At 54.7% G+C, this 18,809-nt stretch carries 14 protein-coding genes; 13 read left to right on the top strand and 1 reads right to left on the bottom strand.

Annotated features, from left to right (window positions below):
• The first annotated feature begins 268 nt into the window (after positions 1 to 268).
• On the top strand, positions 269 to 964 hold the full coding sequence (locus JMJ16_RS17070; RefSeq protein ID WP_201383401.1) for a hypothetical protein: 696 nt from the start codon (positions 269 to 271) through the stop codon (positions 962 to 964).
• On the top strand, positions 961 to 2,184 hold the full coding sequence (locus JMJ16_RS17065) for a hypothetical protein (RefSeq protein WP_201383399.1): 1,224 nt from the start codon (positions 961 to 963) through the stop codon (positions 2,182 to 2,184). The genes JMJ16_RS17070 and JMJ16_RS17065 overlap by 4 nt, the downstream gene beginning before the upstream one ends.
• A gap of 115 nt (positions 2,185 to 2,299) precedes the next feature.
• Here the strand turns inward: JMJ16_RS17065 and JMJ16_RS17060 are convergent, their stop codons facing one another.
• The gene (locus JMJ16_RS17060) at positions 2,300 to 2,638 is read right to left on the bottom strand and encodes a hypothetical protein (RefSeq protein WP_201383397.1); all 339 of its coding nucleotides are present in this window, start codon (positions 2,636 to 2,638) and stop codon (positions 2,300 to 2,302) included.
• A gap of 181 nt (positions 2,639 to 2,819) precedes the next feature.
• On the opposite strand from JMJ16_RS17060, the gene JMJ16_RS17055 reads away from it, so the two are divergent.
• The 11 genes from JMJ16_RS17055 (at position 2,820) to JMJ16_RS17005 (ending at position 18,739) form a co-directional block, all read left to right on the top strand.
• Positions 2,820 to 4,442 carry a serine hydrolase gene (locus tag JMJ16_RS17055; protein WP_201383395.1) on the top strand — a complete coding sequence of 541 codons (1,623 nt, stop codon included), beginning with the start codon at positions 2,820 to 2,822 and terminating at the stop codon, positions 4,440 to 4,442.
• Between the two features lie 64 nt (positions 4,443 to 4,506).
• Positions 4,507 to 5,613 (top strand): zinc-binding alcohol dehydrogenase, encoded by a 1,107-nt coding sequence (locus JMJ16_RS17050; protein WP_201383393.1) that lies wholly within the window; start codon positions 4,507 to 4,509, stop codon positions 5,611 to 5,613.
• 221 nt (positions 5,614 to 5,834) lie between these two features.
• A complete protein-coding gene (locus JMJ16_RS17045) occupies positions 5,835 to 6,260 on the top strand; it encodes a response regulator (protein ID WP_201383391.1) in 426 nt (141 codons plus the stop codon).
• Between the two features lie 134 nt (positions 6,261 to 6,394).
• Positions 6,395 to 6,490 (top strand): potassium-transporting ATPase subunit F, encoded by a 96-nt coding sequence (locus JMJ16_RS17040; RefSeq protein WP_007923303.1) that lies wholly within the window; start codon positions 6,395 to 6,397, stop codon positions 6,488 to 6,490.
• Between the two features lie 40 nt (positions 6,491 to 6,530).
• The gene (kdpA, locus tag JMJ16_RS17035; RefSeq protein WP_201383389.1) at positions 6,531 to 8,264 is read left to right on the top strand and encodes a potassium-transporting ATPase subunit KdpA; all 1,734 of its coding nucleotides are present in this window, start codon (positions 6,531 to 6,533) and stop codon (positions 8,262 to 8,264) included.
• 3 nt (positions 8,265 to 8,267) lie between these two features.
• Entirely contained in the window at positions 8,268 to 10,406 is a 2,139-nt protein-coding gene (gene kdpB / locus JMJ16_RS17030) for a potassium-transporting ATPase subunit KdpB (RefSeq protein ID WP_201383387.1), read from the top strand.
• A gap of 33 nt (positions 10,407 to 10,439) precedes the next feature.
• Positions 10,440 to 11,024 (top strand): potassium-transporting ATPase subunit KdpC, encoded by a 585-nt coding sequence (gene kdpC / locus JMJ16_RS17025; RefSeq protein ID WP_374229072.1) that lies wholly within the window; start codon positions 10,440 to 10,442, stop codon positions 11,022 to 11,024.
• Between the two features lie 18 nt (positions 11,025 to 11,042).
• Positions 11,043 to 12,335: a universal stress protein gene (locus JMJ16_RS17020; RefSeq protein WP_236601602.1), complete on the top strand. Its 1,293-nt coding sequence runs from the start codon at positions 11,043 to 11,045 to the stop codon at positions 12,333 to 12,335.
• A 286-nt stretch (positions 12,336 to 12,621) separates the two neighbouring features.
• The gene (locus JMJ16_RS17015) at positions 12,622 to 14,802 is read left to right on the top strand and encodes an APC family permease (RefSeq protein ID WP_236601601.1); all 2,181 of its coding nucleotides are present in this window, start codon (positions 12,622 to 12,624) and stop codon (positions 14,800 to 14,802) included.
• A 244-nt stretch (positions 14,803 to 15,046) separates the two neighbouring features.
• Positions 15,047 to 16,450 carry a sigma 54-interacting transcriptional regulator gene (locus tag JMJ16_RS17010; protein ID WP_201383383.1) on the top strand — a complete coding sequence of 468 codons (1,404 nt, stop codon included), beginning with the start codon at positions 15,047 to 15,049 and terminating at the stop codon, positions 16,448 to 16,450.
• Positions 16,451 to 16,549: 99 nt separating this feature from the next.
• Positions 16,550 to 18,739: a VWA domain-containing protein gene (locus JMJ16_RS17005; protein WP_201383381.1), complete on the top strand. Its 2,190-nt coding sequence runs from the start codon at positions 16,550 to 16,552 to the stop codon at positions 18,737 to 18,739.
• Positions 18,740 to 18,809: the final 70 nt, after the last annotated feature.

Raw genomic sequence — 18,809 nt, 5'->3', positions numbered from 1 at the left:
CGGTTTCTCACTCTATACTATGAGAGTCATGTCCCAAATGCTTTGCTTTGTTAAAAAAACATTCTGTATTGATAATTTTCAATATAGTTGGCAAAGTGTAGGACAGAGACAAGGCTACCTATCCTGGAAAGCCCGTCCGGGATTGAATGCTCATGTCAGCAGGATGGCCTGAGTAAGCACAGCGAGGTGCAGTTACTTATTGTGGGTTGCTTCTTCTGAACAGATGTGGGAGCCGCAGGGTTGCGGCATATTTACAAATGAGGAGGAGATGAGCTTGCGCACATTCCTTTCCCAATGGCAATGGAAGCCAGACACACACAGGGCGCAGCGTATCCGCGTCGATAGCGGATGGTTGCGTGGTCTTTCGATTTTCGTTACATGCGCCCTCGTGGCCTTCGCGTGCGTGATGGCTACCAGCGGCGTCGCCCCCGCACATGCGGCTTCTTTGGCGTCCAACCAATCCAATTTTGGCTCAAATGTCTATATCTTCAATCCCAGTATGCCACAGAGCCAGATTCAGGCGACGGTCGACGCCATAGCAAACCAGCAGGTCTCTAACGAGTTTGGAACTCAGCGCTATGCGCTGTTGTTCGAACCCGGCACCTATGGATCCAGTACCGATCCTCTCAATTTCAAGGTTGGCTACTACACTACCGTGGCTGGCCTCGGCCTCTCTCCAAGCGATGTCGTCATCAACGGGTCCATTGATGTCTACAATCAGTGCCTGGGTACCAACAACTGCATCGCGCTCGTGAACTTTTGGCGCTCATTGTCGAACCTGACGATCAACGTCAACACCCCGAACGCCGGTTGCTACAATGGCGAGTTCTGGGCCGTGTCGCAGGCTGCGCCTATGCGCCGTGTCCACATCAACGGCCCCGTCACGCTTATGGATTATTGCTCCGGCCCGTCCTACGCGAGCGGCGGCTTCATCGCCGATTCGGAATTCAGCGGGGCACCGTGATCAACGGTTCGCAGCAGCAGTTCATGGTCCGCAATAGCAAGCTTGATGGCTGGACCAATGGAGTCTGGAACCAGGTATTCTCAGGTGTTGTGGGCGCGCCTGCTCAGTGCTTCCCTGCCCAGTCGTCATGTGGTGGTCCCTACACTACAGTCGCGGCCAGTCCAGTGACACGCGAGGCCCCCTACCTGTATGAGGACTCCACCGGGAACTACAATGTCTTCGTGCCCTCGGCGCAGCACAACTCTGTGGGGACAACGTGGGCCGATGGCGCGACGCCCGGCTTGTCTCTCCCGCTTAAGAAGTTCTTTATCGCGCAACCTACGGATTCCGCAGCTACGATCAATGACGCATTAGGTTCTGGTCGAGACCTCATCTTGACCCCGGGCATCTATCACCTGGACCAGGGCCTTAAGGTCACGCGTCCCGATACGGTGGTGCTGGGTCTCGGTTTCCCAACCCTGATTCCTGAAAATGGTATCGTGTCCATGACGGTTGCCAGTGCCAAGGGGATCTCGATCTCGGGGATAATCTTCGACGCGGGGGGGACGAACTCGCCAGCGCTGTTGCAGGTTGGAGATGGCCATGCGCGCAGCGACCATGATGCTTCCGACCCGACCGCTCTTCAGGATGTCTTCTTCCGTATCGGCGGCGCGGAGCCGGGCAAGGCAACAAATAGCCTGGTCGTCAACAGCGACAACGTCATCCTCGATGACATCTGGGCATGGCGGGCCGATCATGGCAATGGCGTGGGCTGGACCAGCAACACAGCAGATACCGGCGTCATCGTGAACGGTGACAATGTGACTGCGTACGGCCTTTTCGTCGAGCACTATCAGAAGTACGAGGTGATCTGGAACGGTAACGGCGGCAGCGTCATCTTCTTCCAGAATGAGATGCCCTATGATCCACCTGCCCAGTCGGCCTGGATGGAGGCACCCGGTGTGGATGGCTGGGCGGCCTTCAAGGTTGCCGACACTGTGACCAGCTTCGCTGGATATGGCATGGGCAGCTATAGCTTCTTCAACCAGGGAGTGGATATCTACGCCGCACACGCGTTTGAGGTTCCCGCTACCCTTCCGGCATCCAGCCTCCACGACCTGCTCACAATCTTCCTCTCCACGGCCGGATCCGGTGGTATCCAGCACGTGGTCAACGACACTGGTGGCTCATCGACATCCGCCAACCCGGATGTCCCAGTCACCGTCGTGAGCTATCCATAGGGCAGCATGAAATGCAGCCGTACTAACTAGAGCAGGACATTCACTGCTTCATAGGGAGAGCCGGATGTTGCTTCGCACAAAAGCGAAGCAACATCCGGCTCTCTTTATCGGGCTCTTATCCTGGTAAGCTATCGCCGGGGAAGCTCTGACAGGGATGTACATCGTAGATGAAGACGCCGGCCTGGACGCCTGGATCCTCATTCATAATCTTGCGCACCTCCTCCTCGCTCGCATTGAAGATGCCGATACCTGCGGCGTCACTGTCGTCCGTGACCCGACATATGATCGGCAGCAGGCCAGCCATGCGCAACTCCATATTCCTACATCCGTGCTGCCAGATGATATCTCTGACTCCTTCCATCCCTATCTTTGGCCCAGCCTTCAAAATAACCACACAATATGGTCTGCTCTTTGCCAGCATCTCGCGCATAAATTCTTCTGTGATTTGTGGCATAAGCTCTTTCTCTACTCTCTCAATTGCAAAAAACATTGCGCCGCCAAAATAGCATTATACCACCAGAGCTTGAGTGGAGACTGGCTGTGCTGTGCCAGAGGAACTGAGCTTGAAGGTGCATCCTTTGCTGGGCGTCAATATGTTACACTTTCTATAAAAACGCTGAGAAGGATAGCAAATCATGGTCAATCTTGCTCCAGCCTATGCCGCTCTGGATCATTTTCTTGAAGAGAAAATACAGCAAGCAAACATTCCTGGTATGGTGGTGGCCCTTACGGATCGGGAACACTTGCTGCGCGTCTCTACGTACGGCTTTGCTGATATTGCCACCCGCGCCCCTGTAACCCCTGATACGCTCTTTGAAATCGGCTCCATCAGCAAATCATTTACCTCCATGCTCCTCCTGCAATTGCAGGCTGAGGGGCGTCTCGATCTGCACGCGCCTGTGACGCGCTATCTCCCCTGGTTTCAAGTGCAGTCTACCTATGAACCCATTACCGTACACCATCTGCTGAGTCACACGGCTGGTATCACCTCTGGGGTAGATTTTGCGCCAAGTTCCCGCTATAGCACATGGGCCTTACGTGAAACCACGGTGGCCTCCGCGCCGGGCACCCATTTCCATTACTCTAACGTTGCCTATCAGGCACTCGGCTATCTGCTGGAAGAACTGCTCCACCAGCCGTACGCACAGATTCTGCAAGAGCGTCTTCTGACGCCCCTGGGTATGCATGCCACTGAACCGGTGTTCACGCATGAGACACGCAAACGCCTGGCCGTTGGGTATGAGTATTTTTATGATGACCGTCCCAACCTTGCCACAAGCGCGCTTGCGCCTGCGACCTGGCTTGAGTGTGGAGCTGGAGATGGCAGCATTGCCGCGACAGCCGCCGACCTGGCAATCTATTTGCGCCTACTTCTCAACAAAGGACAGGGGTCAGGAGTTCTCTCTGAGGCAAACTATCACCTGATGACGCAACGCTTGATACAGATGGAAGAAGGCGTCTTTTATGGCTACGGCTTGTTTACCAGTGAGCGCGATGGTAGTAGGGCGATTGGACATCATGGGGAGATGGTTGGCTATCGCTCCATCCTCCTGGCAGATCCTGAGTATGATCTGGGGGTAATCGTCTTCGTCAATGGTCCCGCAAATCCCTTTGGCATCGCCAACTTTGCGCTTAAGCTGTTGCGTGCTGCTTCTCTTGGAGAAACATTGCCAGAGCCTCCAGCTCTCTCTACGGCACTCCCCATCGAACTCCTGGCTGACTATACGGGGACATATCGTTGTGGCGACAACGACAAGGTACTTGTCATCACCCATGAAAATGGACAATTGATGCTAGAGTATCAAGGCGAGGGGATTCTACTGGCAAGGCTTAATGCCTCGCCCGATGTCTTCTACACAGATCATCCCGCTTTTGCGCTCTATCCTCTCCGCTTTGTGCGCGACAAAGGTAAGGTTATCGAACTCTATCATGGTTCAGACTGGTATGTGAGTGAGCACGCTACAGCGTCCACTACATTTACTCCTCCTGCACATTGGGAGACCTATGTTGGCCACTATCGCTCCTATAATCCCTGGCTGAGCAATTTTCGCATTGTGTTGCGTAAAGGATCACTGGTGTTTCTCTATCCTTCCGGAGAAGAAAAGAAACTCACTGCGCTTGGCAACACCTCAGACTCCTTCCGCATTGGTGAAGAGGAGTACGAACCTGAATGCATCCACTTCGACACAGTGGTGAACCAGCGGGCCTTACGAGCGAGCATTGCGGGTGGCGACTATTTCCGCACGTTTACGCCATAGCATCTGCATTTGTTCTATTGGCTCTGGAAGTATGGTAAAAGAGCAAAAAAGGAAGAGTTTCTTCATGGAATCAAGCAATAGAGCACGTACAACTTCGCGCCTGTATCTCACCGCTCCCAGGAGGTTGGCGTGGATCACCGAAGAACTGCCACCTCTTGGCCCACACGACGTTCTGGTGCAAACCAGCACAGGGGCCATTAGCATTGGCAGTGAATTGCCCCTGTATAGGGGCAATTCGCGCGCCAGTCGTCTTCCTCACTATCCACGAAGCGTGGGTTATGAGAGTGTAGGCATTGTCGTGGCTTGTGGTTCTGCGGTACAGAGAGTTAAGCGCGGAGAGCGTGTTGTAGCTTTCTATGGGCATCACACGTATGCAGTCGTACCAGAAACGCAGGTTATCGTAGTGCCTGATGGAGTCTCTGATGCGCTCGCGATTTTGAGTATTTTGACATGCGATACAGCCAAGGGAGTGCGTAAGATCGCTCCCAGGCCGGAGGAAATAGCCCTTATCACTGGTGCTGGTGTGATTGGGCTGCTGACACTTTTTATTCTGCGTGCCTATGGTGTGGTCCAGGTCGATGTGGTAGAACCACTGGCAGAGAGGCACGCATTGGCACGCCTGTTAGGTGCGCAACATGTTTGGCGTTCACAGGATATGCCCAGCGAGAGTAGGAAATATGCTGTTGCGTTCGAGTGCTCTAGCCGCAACGAGGCATTTGCTCTCCTTCAAAAGCAGGTTCAATACCATGGGCGCATCTGCATCACTGCCGATGGAAATATTGAGCCGCTTGTACTGACCCCTGATTTTCATGAGAAAGAGCTGCATATCGTTGGATCGAGTGATGGTTGGGATTATCACACGCATGCCGCATGGTATTTTCGCCATGTGCAGCAGTACGCGACATGCCTGGAGCAACTTTTTGAATTGCGAGTAGCTCGTGCTGAGCTCATTTCGACGTTTGAACAGTTGGCGCAATTGCAGGATCCTCAGACGGATCGAAGAAGTAGTCTGGTAGCTCAGCAGTCGCTTCCCACGTCCAGCCTGGATCAGCAGGAAGAGTATAATAAGAAAAAGCAGAATATGTCAAGTGATTTTGCACTAGGCGAGATTCACCCACTAAAGGTCCTCGTTTCCTATGAAAATGCAATGAACCCAACTGAAGCCTGCTAAAAGAATTTAAAGTATTGAGCAAATTTTTAGTTGTCTCTCTCCTCTCTTGATGCCACCCTGAGCGAATAAGCGATACGATGTGTCCAGGAAAACGCTGAGATGCTCACCAGCCTGGCGGATGCAAGGTGGCTGGACACATGACATTCGCTGTTGGGCCTCACAACTTCCTTCTATACGTGTACCACGTCTACCCGTACTCACCATTCAACGAGGGCCTTGAGATGCAGCAAGCACATATTCTTCTGGTGGAAGACGACGCCATGTTACGCAGTCTGATTGAGCAGAACCTGGTAGCTCGGGGACACAGCGTATGGTGTGCCTGTGCCGCCGAAGATGCGCTTGCTCATTTGCGTGCGGAGTCGTTTGACCTGGTGTTCCTGGATATTAATCTCTCTGAGCACACGGGCTGGGATGTGTTACGCATCGCCCAGCAGGAACACCTGCTTGTGCCTTGCCGGAAAGAGGGGAGTATACCGGTCGAAAAACTTCCAGTTGTGATCCTATCTGCGGTACGCGTCAGTCCTCGTCGACTGGCGGAGTTCCACCCACTGGCCTATCTTCCCAAGCCGTTTCCAATGGATGCGCTTATCCGATTGGCTGCCAACGCGGCGACGAAGCATGTCAGCGAAGTGAAGACAAGTTACTAGCAGGAAATGAGGAGGAAAAGGAACCAATGTCTGATATCGTGCTTGACCTGGTTGTCGTGATCGCAACGGTCGCTTTTTTCCTTGTTTGTATCGGCTTTACCCATGTCTGTGATCGTTTGTAACAGAGGGCAAAAATGAATTCGCCAATTGAGTATATCCTGGTGGGCATCATTGCTTTGGGGCTTATCGTCTATCTCGCGATTGCCCTGTTGATGCCCGAGAAATTTTAAAAGATGTGTATTCAAGATAGAGGTGAGGTAGAAAAAAATTATGCCTGTGACGATGAATGCGATCTTGCAGGTGCTTGTCTATGTGGTGCTCCTGGTTCTGGTCACCAAACCGCTGGGGCTTTACATGACCAGGGTCTTTGCAGGTGAGCGTACCTGGCTCTCGCCTGTGCTGGTGCCGGTAGAGCGTCTCTTCTACAAGCTTTGCGGAGTACGCGAAGACGAAGAGCAGCGCTGGACTGGCTACACTATCTCGATGCTGCTTTTTAGCATAGCTGGCATGTTGTTGCTCTATTTGCTTGAGCGCACCCAGCAGTGGCTGCCTTTCAATCCCCAGCAAATGGGGGCGGTGGCTCCCGGCCTGGCATTTAATACGGCCGCCAGTTTTACGACCAATACCAACTGGCAGGCCTATACCGGCGAGCAGACCATGAGCTATCTGACCCAGATGGCTGGTCTTGCCTTCCATAACTTTGTCTCGGCTGCGACGGGTATTGCGCTGGCCGTGGCCTTTATTCGTGGCCTGTCGCGTCGGAGCGCGCAACACCTGGGCAATTTTTGGGTTGACGTGACACGCTGTATTCTGTACATCCTGTTGCCCATCAGTATTATTGGTGCCCTGGTCCTGGTTTCGCAGGGCGTGGTGCAGAACTTTAATGCGTATACGGTTGTTCACACGCTTGATGGGGTCACACAAACTATCGCGCAAGGGCCTGTCGCCTCTCAGGAGTTCATTAAAGAGTTTGGCACGAATGGCGGCGGCTTCTTCAATGCCAACTCGGCGCATCCCTTTGAGAATCCTAATGTCATCACCAACATGCTTGAGATGCTGGCCATTTTTGCGATTCCCGCTGGTCTTGTCTATATGTTTGGCCGTATGGTTGGCAATACGAAGCAAGGTTGGGCGATCTGGTACGCCATGTTCGCGCTCTTCCTGCTCGGCGTCGCGGTGGCACTGCCCATGGAGCAGGCTGGTAACCCGATGCTAACAAACCTCGGAGCCAATCAAGCGGCGACGGCTCAGCAGTCTGGCGGCAATATGGAGGGCAAAGAGGTGCGCTTTGGCATCGCGCAATCCACGCTCTTCGCGGTGATTACTACTGATGCCTCATGCGGGGCTGTGAATGGTTTCCATGATAGCTACACTCCTCTGGGTGGCCTGGTTCCTTTGGCCAATATCGCCCTGGGTGAGATAGTCTTCGGCGGGGTTGGCTCGGGCCTCTACGGTATGCTGATCTTCGCCATTCTGGCGGTCTTTATTGCTGGCCTGATGGTTGGGCGTACGCCGGAATACCTTGGGAAGAAGATTGAACAGAAAGAGATGAAAATGGCCGCGTTGGCCATTCTGATTCTCCCGGCGAGCATCCTTGGCTTCGCAGCCATCGCGAGTGTTCTACCAGCAGGGACAGGCTCTATTCTCAATTCGGGACCGCATGGCCTGTCAGAGATTCTCTACGCCTATACGTCTGGTACCGGCAACAATGGTTCAGCCTTTGCGGGCCTCGCGGCGAACACCAATTTCTATAACTGGACGCTTTCGTTCGCGATGCTGGTAGGACGTTTCCTCTTCGTCATTCCGGTGATGGCTTTGGCTGGTTCACTGGTCACGAAGAGAGTGGTGCCCGCCAATGCTGGTACCTTCCCAACTACTGGCCCGCTGTTTGTCAGCCTGCTGGTGGGTGTGGTAATTATCGTAGGCGCGTTGACCTACTTCCCAGCCTATGCGCTAGGACCAATCGTTGAGCATTTGCTGATGCTGTCGGGCAAGGTGTTTTAAAAAATGAGTATAGAGACTGATACCATAGAGCAGACGGAGTCATTAGAGTCGAAGCAGTGGAAGACGCGACGTAAGAGCGCCAGCTCCATCTTTAATGGCCCGATCCTGCGCCGGGCGATGATCGATTCATTGAAGAAGCTAGATCCACGCTGGCAGTTGAAAAACCCGGTCATGTTTGTGGTCGAGGTAGGTAGCGTCATTACGACGATTGAGTGGGTGCGGCTGCTACTTCAAGGCCCTGTAAGCGAGATGTGGTTTACTCTGGGCGTCGCCTTCTGGCTCTGGTTTACGGTGATCTTCGCTAACTTCGCCGAGGCCATGGCTGAGGGGCGTGGTAAGGCCCAGGCCGACGCGCTCCGTAGCACGCGTACCTCCATGTTGGCGAAGCGCCTGAAGACAAGCGAGCGCCAGGCAGGTTTCACCGAGGTACAGGCGCCTGATCTGCGCAAGGGTGACCTGGTCCTGGTCGAGGCTGGCGAGGTGATTCCAGGTGATGGCGATGTCATTGAGGGCGTGGCCTCGGTTGATGAGTCGGCGATCACGGGTGAGTCCGCACCCGTGATTCGCGAGAGCGGTGGTGATCGTAGCGCGGTCACTGGCGGCACGCGAGTGCTCTCTGACTGGATCGTGGTGCGCATCAGTGCCAACCCAGGTGAGTCGTTCCTGGATCGCATGATCGCCCTGGTCGAGGGCGCAGCACGCCAGAAGACGCCAAACGAAATCGCGCTCAACATCCTGTTGGCTAGCCTGACGATCATCTTTATGCTGGCGGTCATCACCCTGGAGCCGTTCGCCATTTACTCGGGCAGCCCGGTGGCGATTACGACCCTGATCGCGTTGCTGGTCTGCCTCATTCCAACGACCATTGGTGGTCTGCTCTCCGCGATTGGTATCGCGGGCATGGACCGTATGGTGCAGCGCAATGTGCTGGCGATGAGCGGGCGCGCAGTTGAGGCTGCCGGCGACGTAGATGTATTGCTGCTGGATAAAACTGGTACGATCACGCTGGGTAACCGCATGGCGAGCCGCTTTGTACCCTTGAAGGGTGTTGAGGAGCGCGAGCTGGCGGAGGCGGCTCTGCTCTCCAGCCTGGCGGACGAGACACCTGAGGGTCGCTCCATTGTTAAGCTCGCCGAAGAGCAGTATGGCTTGCAGGTTTCCGCCAATACAGATGAGGCAATCTTTATTCCCTTCTCGGCGCAGACGCGCATGAGCGGGGTCGATTTCCAGACCAGGACTGGTACGCGCTCGATTCGTAAAGGTGCTGGTGATGCCCTCAATCGATATGCAGCTGAGAATGGTGGCTCTGCCAGCGAAGAGCTGACGCAGTTGGTAGAGAATATTGCGCGAGTTGGTAGTACGCCGCTCGTGGTGGCCGACAATGGCGGCGCCAATGGTTCGGCGCGCTTGCTCGGCGTGATCGAATTGAAAGATATCGTCAAGGGTGGTATGCGCGAGCGCTTCGAGCAGTTGCGCAAGATGGGTATTCGCACCATCATGATCACGGGCGACAATCCGCTGACCGCGGGCGCGATCGCCAAAGAGGCTGGTGTCGATGACTTCCTGGCCCAGGCCACGCCTGAGACCAAGATGAAGCTGATTCGGGAGCAGCAGGCGGGTGGTCGCCTGGTGGCCATGACTGGTGATGGCACCAATGACGCGCCCGCCCTGGCGCAGGCAGATGTCGGCGTGGCCATGAATACAGGCACACAGGCGGCGAAAGAGGCCGCGAACATGGTCGACCTGGACTCAAATCCGACCAAGTTGATCGAAGTCGTCGAGGTTGGGAAGCAGTTACTCATGACGCGTGGCGCGTTGACTACCTTTAGTATTGCTAACGATGTCGCCAAATACTTCGCCATTATTCCGGCGATGTTCTCGGTAGCATTCCCGGTGCTGAATGCGCTCAATATTATGCATCTGGCAAAGCCACATAGCGCGATTCTCTCCGCGGTCATCTTTAATGCGATCATCATTATTCTCTTGATTCCGCTGGCCTTGCGTGGCGTCAACTACAAGCCCCTGGGGGCGGGTCCACTGCTGCGGCGTAACCTGCTTATCTACGGCGTAGGTGGTTTGATTGTCCCATTTATTGGCATTAAATTGATTGACCTGCTGCTTGTGTTGCTGCATCTCGCATAGGAGTTGCGGAAGGAGAGAGACATGGCTCTTGAGATGAAGAAACAAATTCGTCCAGCGGTAATGCTGACCCTTTTATTGACGGTGGTTACGGGGTTACTCTATCCTGGTATTGTAACGGGCCTGGCGCAACTGCTTTTCCCCTCCCAGGCCAATGGTAGCTTGCACACCGTTAATGGACAGGTGATTGGCTCAGACCTGATTGGGCAGTACTGGACCGCGCCGAAATACTTTCATGGTCGCCCCTCCGCGACGGTTTCAGTGACCGATAGCAGTAAGAGCGAGCCATATAATGCGCAGAACTCTGCCGCCTCGAACCTGGGTCCAACCAGTAAGACATTACAGGATGCGGTTCAGGCGCGGGTGAAGGAGTTGCAGAAGGAGAATCCGGGGGTGCCAGTGCCGGTTGACCTGGTGACCACTTCGGGTTCAGGCCTGGACCCAGACATTTCGGTCGCGGGCGCCCTCTTCCAGGTACCACGCATCGCGAAAGAGCGAGGTATGAGTGAGGACCAGGTACGGGCATTGGTCATGAAGCATGTCCAGGGGCGTTTCCTGGGGATTCTGGGCGAGGAGCATGTGAATGTCCTTGAGCTTAATTTAGCGCTAGACGGTAAATAAGTTAGTAACACCAGGATAATGATGGACACGTCAAATCCTAATAATAATCGGCGTGAGGATGGACGCCTAGATCCTGAAGCGCTGCTGCATCGGTATAAACTACGCGATAGTGACGTAGGGGTTCCATCCCCTACGTCACTCGACGATGTGAGCGATCCGACGCCAGGACGTGGTCGCCTCCGTGTGTATCTAGGCGCCTCCGCTGGCGTCGGTAAGACCTATGCCATGCTTAACGAGGGGCGACGACGGAAAGAGCGTGGCACCAATGTTGTGATTGGCTATGTCGAGACACATAAGCGCCAGAATACCGCCGAGCAGATTGGCGACCTGGAGATTGTGCCGCGCAAGAAGATCGAGTACCGTGGAGTGATATTGGAGGAGATGGATACGGATGCTGTTATAGCACGGCATCCCCAAGTCGTACTTGTTGATGAACTGGCGCATACCAATGTCTCGGGTTCAAAGCATCGCAAGCGCTATAAAGATGTGCAGGAACTTCTGGATGCCAGCATCGATGTTATCACAACGCTCAATGTCCAGCATCTGGAGAGCCTGAATGACCTGGTTGAGAATATCACCGGCATTCGTGTGCGTGAGACGCTCCCCGACTCGATTCTCGACCAGGCTGATGAAGTAGAACTGGTCGATATCGCCCCCAGTGCATTGCGACAGCGAATGCTGCATGGCAATATTTATCCACCCGAGCGTATTGAGCCTGCGCTGAAGAACTTCTTTCGCGAGGGCAACCTGACGGCCCTGCGCGAGATCGCCCTGCGCCTGACCGCCAATAAAGCCGAGTCACAGCTACAGGCATATATGACCGGGCACGCCATTACCGGCGCCTGGGCTACCAATGAGCGTGTGCTGGTCGGATTCGATCATCGCGTTCAGAGCCGACTCATTATTCGTGATGCCTGGCGCCTGGCACATGGCCTGCACGCGGACCTGGTCGCGGTCTCTATCGAACTTGAAGGATATACGGCTCTGCAACGCCAGATCTTGGCTTTGCTTAAATATGGCAGTGGAGCAAAGAGGTACCTTGAAGAGGCGAAGCAGCGCCTGGAGGAACATGCTCTGTTCGCGGAGGACCTTGGAGCCGAGGTCGTGCGCCTTAAGAGCCAGGACATTGCGACGGCCCTGGCCCAGGTCTCGCGCGAGCAACGGATTACGCAACTGGTCATCGGCCAACCGACGCATACGCGCCTGGAGGAGTTTTTCTTCGGTTCAGTGGTCAACAAGTTGCTGCGTTTGCATGTCAATGTCGATATCCATGTCGTACCCCTGGAGCGAGCGCAGGAGCGCGAAAGCTAGGGAGAACAGAAAAACGCTGGGGTAGAAAGGCCACAGGCCTTTCTACCCCAGCGTTTTTCTGTTCTTAATTGTAGAGGTGAGGCAGGTGCTTTTGAGGGTTTGTGTGTGCTTTGAGTATTTTTTTTGAGCATGTCGTTGGGAGTGAGGAGCAAATTTTTAGCACTCTTCTCCATTTCTTTAGACTATCTTTAGGTATCCTAAGGTATAAATGCTATGAGGCAAGCATTTAAGAAAGATACAGTGGAGCGCTGTGCCTGTACATACACATAGAGAAGGGTTTTGATTCATGGAGCACAAGGACGTTCAGGCTTCCTCGCAGGAGTATGAACCAGTAGGTCAGGCTGTGGCTTCGTCTAAGCAAGCGCCAGACGAACAAGAAGGATTACTAAGGGAGGAGGATCCCTCGCTTCTGGCCCGGGCGCAGCTGGTTCCAGGAAAGTTGCCAGGGCATGAGCGTATTCGCATTGTGCGCCCAAGTCATTCCTCACTCCGGCGTGTTGGAGATGGCGTGTTGGAGGCGACGGAGGCCTCACTGGCCCCCAGAAGTGGCAGTGAGCGCGTCACCTACCGGGTCAAGCGCTTCTTAATTGGTTCGCCACTCACTAATGCTCAGGCCGCGCACGAGCGCTTAACCAAGTTTAAAGCTCTGGCAGTGCTCTCCTCGGATGCGATCTCCTCGGTGGCGTACGCGACTGAGGCCAGTATGGTGGCCTTGCTCGCGGCAGGGGCCATGGCAACTGGTATAGTTTTCCCCATCAGCATCGCCATTGTGCTCTTACTGGCCATTGTGGCCATCTCTTATCGCCAGACGATTCCCGCCTATCCCGGTGGTGGTGGCTCCTATATCGTCGCCAAGGATAACCTGGGTACCCTGCCTGGCCTGGTCGCCGCGGCCTCGCTCTTGATTGACTATATCCTCACGGTGTCGGTAAGCGTCTCCTCAGGCGTCCAGAACCTTGCCTCGGTCTTTCAGGGCCTGGGACCGTATGTGGTTGCCATCGATGTTGCGCTCGTGATCTTGATTACGATTGTGAACCTGCGCGGTATTCGTGAGTCTGGCTCTGTCTTTGCCATCCCCACCTACTTCTTTATCGCAAGCGCTGTGATCATGATCGTTGGTGGACTCTTCAGAGCCTATCTCATCGATCATCAACCTTTTATGGCTGCTTTCCATCCTCCTACGGGTATAACAGGTACGGAGCCGGTCTCGATCTTCTTGATCCTCAAGTCCTTTGCCTCGGGCTGTTCGGCCATGACGGGTGTTGAGGCCATCTCCAATGGCGTGCCTGCCTTTAAAAAGCCGGAGACGAAAAACGCAGCGATCACGCTGACCTGGATGGCTAGTATCCTGGCGACTTTGTTTATTGGTATCACCCTGCTGGCTATGGCATATGGTGTTACGCCTCAAGTTGGCGGCAATCCTACCGTTATCGCCCAGATTGCGCAGAAGGTCTTTCAGGGGCCTTTTGCCTTCTTCTTCCCCATCTTCCAACTGTCAGTGCTCTTCATCCTGGTGCTGGCGGCTAACACGAGCTATGCTGACTTCCCGCGCCTGGCGTCTCTGCTGGCGCGCGATCATTTCTTGCCGCACCAGTTCGCCTTCCGTGGTGATCGCCTGGCCTTCTCAACGGGTATCGTTGTCCTGGCTATTTTCGCGAGCGCGCTCCTGATCATCTTTAAGGGGAGCACTGATGCCCTGATTGGCCTATATGCTGTCGGCGTCTTCATGTCCTTTACGCTCTCGCAGAGTGGAATGGTCATCCATTGGTGGCGCTTACGCTCGACGGAGCGCGGCTGGCAGCGCAAGATCAGTATCAACGCGCTGGGCGCCTGTACCACACTGGTGGTGGCGATGGTGATTGCCAGTACGAAATTCTTAGAGGGCGCGTGGGTCGTCGTGATCTTGATCCCGATCCTGGTGCTGATGTTTATGAGTATTCATAAGCATTATCATGGCGTTGAGCGTCAGCGAACCACGACGGTACCTGGACGCGCGGCGGAGATCAAGCACCTCTTTATTGTACCGATTGCAGCTATGGACCGCGTCTCGGTACAGAGTATCGCCTATGCGCGCTCGATTACGAAAAACGTGGTCGCGGTCCATGTCTCGATCGATGAAGGGGATACAGACAAGGTGCGTGCGACCTGGCAGGATTGGGCCAAACGCCTGCCAAGCGATGATAAGACCCTACTGGTTGTGATCGAGTCGCCGTATCGCTCGCTCTATCGCCCAATCCTTGATTATATCGATTCGGTGAAAGAGCTGTACCCGGAGTTTACAATCACCGTGCTTCTGCCCGAGTTTGTGGTCGCGCACTGGTGGGAACATTTTCTACACAACCAGACGGCCTTGCGTCTGAAGGCTGCGCTACTCTTCCGCCCAGGTATTGTGGTCACGAGTATGCCCCAGCATCTGCCCTCGCGTATTCCCGACATGGCCGAGGTCACGGAGTTGAGTGGCCGTTAAAGTCTTGAGGTAGATAGTAAAGAGTCCCCTGGCGGCCGCCAGGGGACTCTTTACTATCTACCTCAAATAACATAGATGGGCTTATATCCTGTCTCTTGCGTTTTCTTGTACTAGGCTGTAGAATCATAGTGGTTCCACCTCTGTCTGGTATCGTGGGGCCCATGCAGGAGCAAATACTGTTTCCTCTCGCGCTCGCATGCGTCCACATGAAGCCAATCCCCAAGAAAGGTAGCATAGAAACTCAATGTCAATCACTACTCGGCCGCGAACTATTGGAGAGTTGCGTGCAAGTGGCTACAAGGTGCTCTCGGTCAAAGAGGAGATGCGCAAAAACTTGATTGCCAAGATTCGCGCAGGTGAAGAGTTGTTCCCTGGGATTGTTGGCTATGAAGAGACGGTTATTCCCCAAATCGAGAATGCCATCCTTTCAGGTCAGGATATCATCTTCCTTGGTGAGCGAGGACAGGCCAAGACGCGTATGGCCCGTAGCCTGGCGAACCTGCTGGATGACGAGGTTCCCGTGATCGCGGGATGTGAGATAAATGACAGTCCCTATGAGCCGATTTGTAAGGCATGTCGCGATAAAGTCGCCCAGTCTGGCGAAGAGGTAGAGATCGCCTGGTTGCCCCGTGATCGACGTTATGGTGAAAAGTTGGCGACTCCGGATATAACGATCTCTGACCTGGTGGGTGAGGTTGATCCCATCCGTGTGGCGGAGGGGCGCTATCTCTCGGACGAGTTGACCATTCACTATGGCATGATCCCTCGTACCAATCGCGGTATCTTCTGTATTAATGAGCTACCGGACCTGGCTGAGCGTATTCAGGTGGGCCTGCTCAACATCATGGAAGAGCGCGATGTGCAGATTCGCGGCTACAAAATTCGCCTGCCCCTGGACGTCTACGTGGTGGCTAGCGCCAACCCCGAGGACTATACCAATCGTGGGCGTATCATTACGCCGCTGAAGGACCGTATCGGTTCGGAAATCCGCACGCACTATCCCCGCGGCCTTGAGCATGAGATCAATATCATGGAGGCCGAGAGTACGCACTTCCCGACCGAGGGGCTTGAGATCGTTGTCCCCAAGTTTATGAAGGAAGTTATCGCTGAGGTCACACAACTGGCGCGTATCAGCAATGATATTAGCCAGCGTTCAGGTGTCAGTGTGCGCGTGTCGGTCTCAAACTTTGAGAACGTGCTGAGCAACGCTGTGCGCCGCGCCTTGCGCCTCAACGAGCGCTCGGCTGTGCCGCGTGTGAGCGACCTCTCGGCGATTCTGGCCTCGACCTGTGGTAAGATCGAGCTGGACGCGGTAGGGGATGTCAAAGAGGAGCGTGTTGTCCAGAAACTCATTAACTCGGCTATCCTCAACATCTTCGGCGAATACTTCGAGCAGCGTGACTTTGACCAACTGGTGGCGGGTTTTGAGAAGGGCCTGAATGTCCAGGTTGGAGATGATATGTCGTCCATGGAGTACGTCAACCAGCTTTCCAAAGTGGGAGGCTTGAGTAAGGCTATTGATAAGCTGAATGGACGCGGCAACCCTGCGAGCATCGCCTCCTCCATTGAGTTTATTCTCGAAGGGCTGCACCTGAATCGGCGTCTCAACAAGGATGAGGTCAGAGGCAAGGTGCGCTATCGTCGGTAACTTTTATGCGGGAACCAACGTCGCTCACGCGACTAGCGCTTCCCCCATTCGGGGACAAGCGCGCTCAGGTTTCCGGAGAGGCACTAAAGGATACGCGCTATGTTTCAACGCTTTATAAAGAATCGCTACGGCTATACCCGCTGGGATGGCTCGCAGCGTATCGATGGCCTTGATGCCGACGATATCCTCAAAGCGCTCTCCGATGACTACATGGAGAACGGCAACCTGCAACAGGCGCTTCGGCGCTTGATGCAAGATGGCGTGCGCAACGAGGATGGGCGGCAGGCCATGGGGCTGCGTGAGATCATGGAACGCTTGCGCCAGAATCGTAGCGAGCAGCTCAATCGCTATAACATGGCCTCCGGCGTGATGGATGACTTGCGCGAAAAACTGGAAGAGATCAAGCAACTGGAGCGCGAAGGCATTCAGCGTCGCCTGGATGCACAAAATGGCGAGCAGCAACCTGGACAACAGGGCCAGCCGCAGCCTGGAGACGAGAACCAGCAATCCTCCGGGCAACAGCCATCCGCTCGCTCCGGCTCTGAATCTCCTTCAGCGGAGAGTCAGCAGCCCGGCCAGCAGGGGCAGGAGGATACTTCGGGCCAGGAGGGAGCTGGTGGCGACCAACTCTCGCCTGAGCAGATGCGCAAGATGCTGGAGATGATCGCCAAGCGCAAGCAAGAGTACCTGGAGGGCCTGCCCCAGGATATTCCTGGGCAGATCAAGCAGCTCTCCGAGTATGACTTCATGGATGACCAGGCCCGCGAACAGTTCCAGGAGTTACTGGCAAGCTTGCAGCAGCAGATGATGCAGCAATACTTCCAGGGTATGCAGCAGTCGTTGCAGAACATGACCCAGGAAGATGTGGCGAATCTGCGTGAGATGATTCGCGATCTCAACAAGATGCTGCAAGAGCGCCAGCAGGGACTTGAACCCGACTTCGACTCCTTCATGCAGAAGCACGGGCACTACTTCCCTGGAGTCAACTCGCTGGATGATCTCATCGAGCAGATGCAAATGCAGCAGGCGGCGATGCAGGGTATCATGGATAACCTCTCGCCTGAGCAGCGCCAGGAACTGCAACAACTCATGGACCAGCTCATGGGTGATGACCGGATCCGCGTCGATATGCTCGAACTGGCGCAAAACCTGGAGGAGGTCGCTCCTATGGAGCAGGTCAGGACGCGTTTCCCCTTTAGAGGCAATGAAACCCTGCCTCTGAACGAGGCCATGCGTATGATGGGCCGCCTACAGCAGATGGAGGGCCTGCAGGATCAGTTACAGGAGGCGCGGCGCCTCGATGAACTGGGAGCTATTGATAGCGACAAGGTCAAAGAACTGCTTGGCGATGACGAGTACCAATCGATAGAGCAGCTCAAGGAACTAATGAAGACCCTTGAGGAGGCGGGCTATATCGAGAAGAAAGGCAACCGCTGGGAGCTGACCGCGCGCGGTATTCGCAAGATTGGTCAGAAGGCCTTGCAGGACATCTTTAATAAGCTCAAGCGTGACGGCTTTGGCCGTCATGTCAGCCCCTTCCGCGGGGTTGGTGGCGAGCGAACTGACGAGAGCAAGACCTATCAATTTGGCGACCCCTTCCTGCTCGACCTGCAAAAGACGCTGATGAACTCTATCAACCGCAAGGGCGCGGGAACGCCGCTCGCGCTTCAGCAGGACGACTTTGAGGTCTATCGTACGGAGTTTATGACCCAGTCTTCAACGGTGTTGATGATCGATATGAGCCTGAGCATGGTCTATAACGGTTGTCAGCAGGCGGCGAAGAAGGTTTCGGTGGCGCTGGAGAGCCTTATTCGCTCGCAGTTCCCACGTGATAACCTCTATATCGTAGGCTTCTCGTTTGTCGCACGTGAATACAAGTCTAACGAACTGATGGAGTTGAGTCGCTACGACAATGATCGTGGCACGAATATGGCGCATGGACTGATGCTGGCTCGCCAGTTGCTTGCCAGGCATCGGGGCGTCAACAAGCAGATCATCATGATTACCGATGGCGGCCCGACCGTCTGGTATGAGGAGCGCTATGGTGGCTGGCAGTTCGCCTTCCCCAGCCCCTACGCGGAGCAGCAGACCCTGCTGGAGGTCCAGCGCTGCACACGCGACGGTATTACCATCAACACCTTCATGCTCTATGATGATGACTGGATGGTAGCCTTCGTCAACCAGATGGCAGAAATCAACCGCGGTCGTACCTTCTACGCCGACAAAGATAATCTCGGCGAGTACCTGCTGGTAGATTACCTCAACAGCAAGAAGAAATTCGTCTCGTAGCGCAAACTTTTCTAAAAAGAAAAGGCGTTGGACTGAGGCCCAACGCCTTTTCTTTTTAGAAAAGCAACGG

This window comes from Ktedonobacter sp. SOSP1-52, assembly GCF_016587395.1.
The sequence above is the reverse complement of the archived record's forward strand: the minus strand, read 5'-3'. Positions and strand labels throughout refer to the sequence as shown.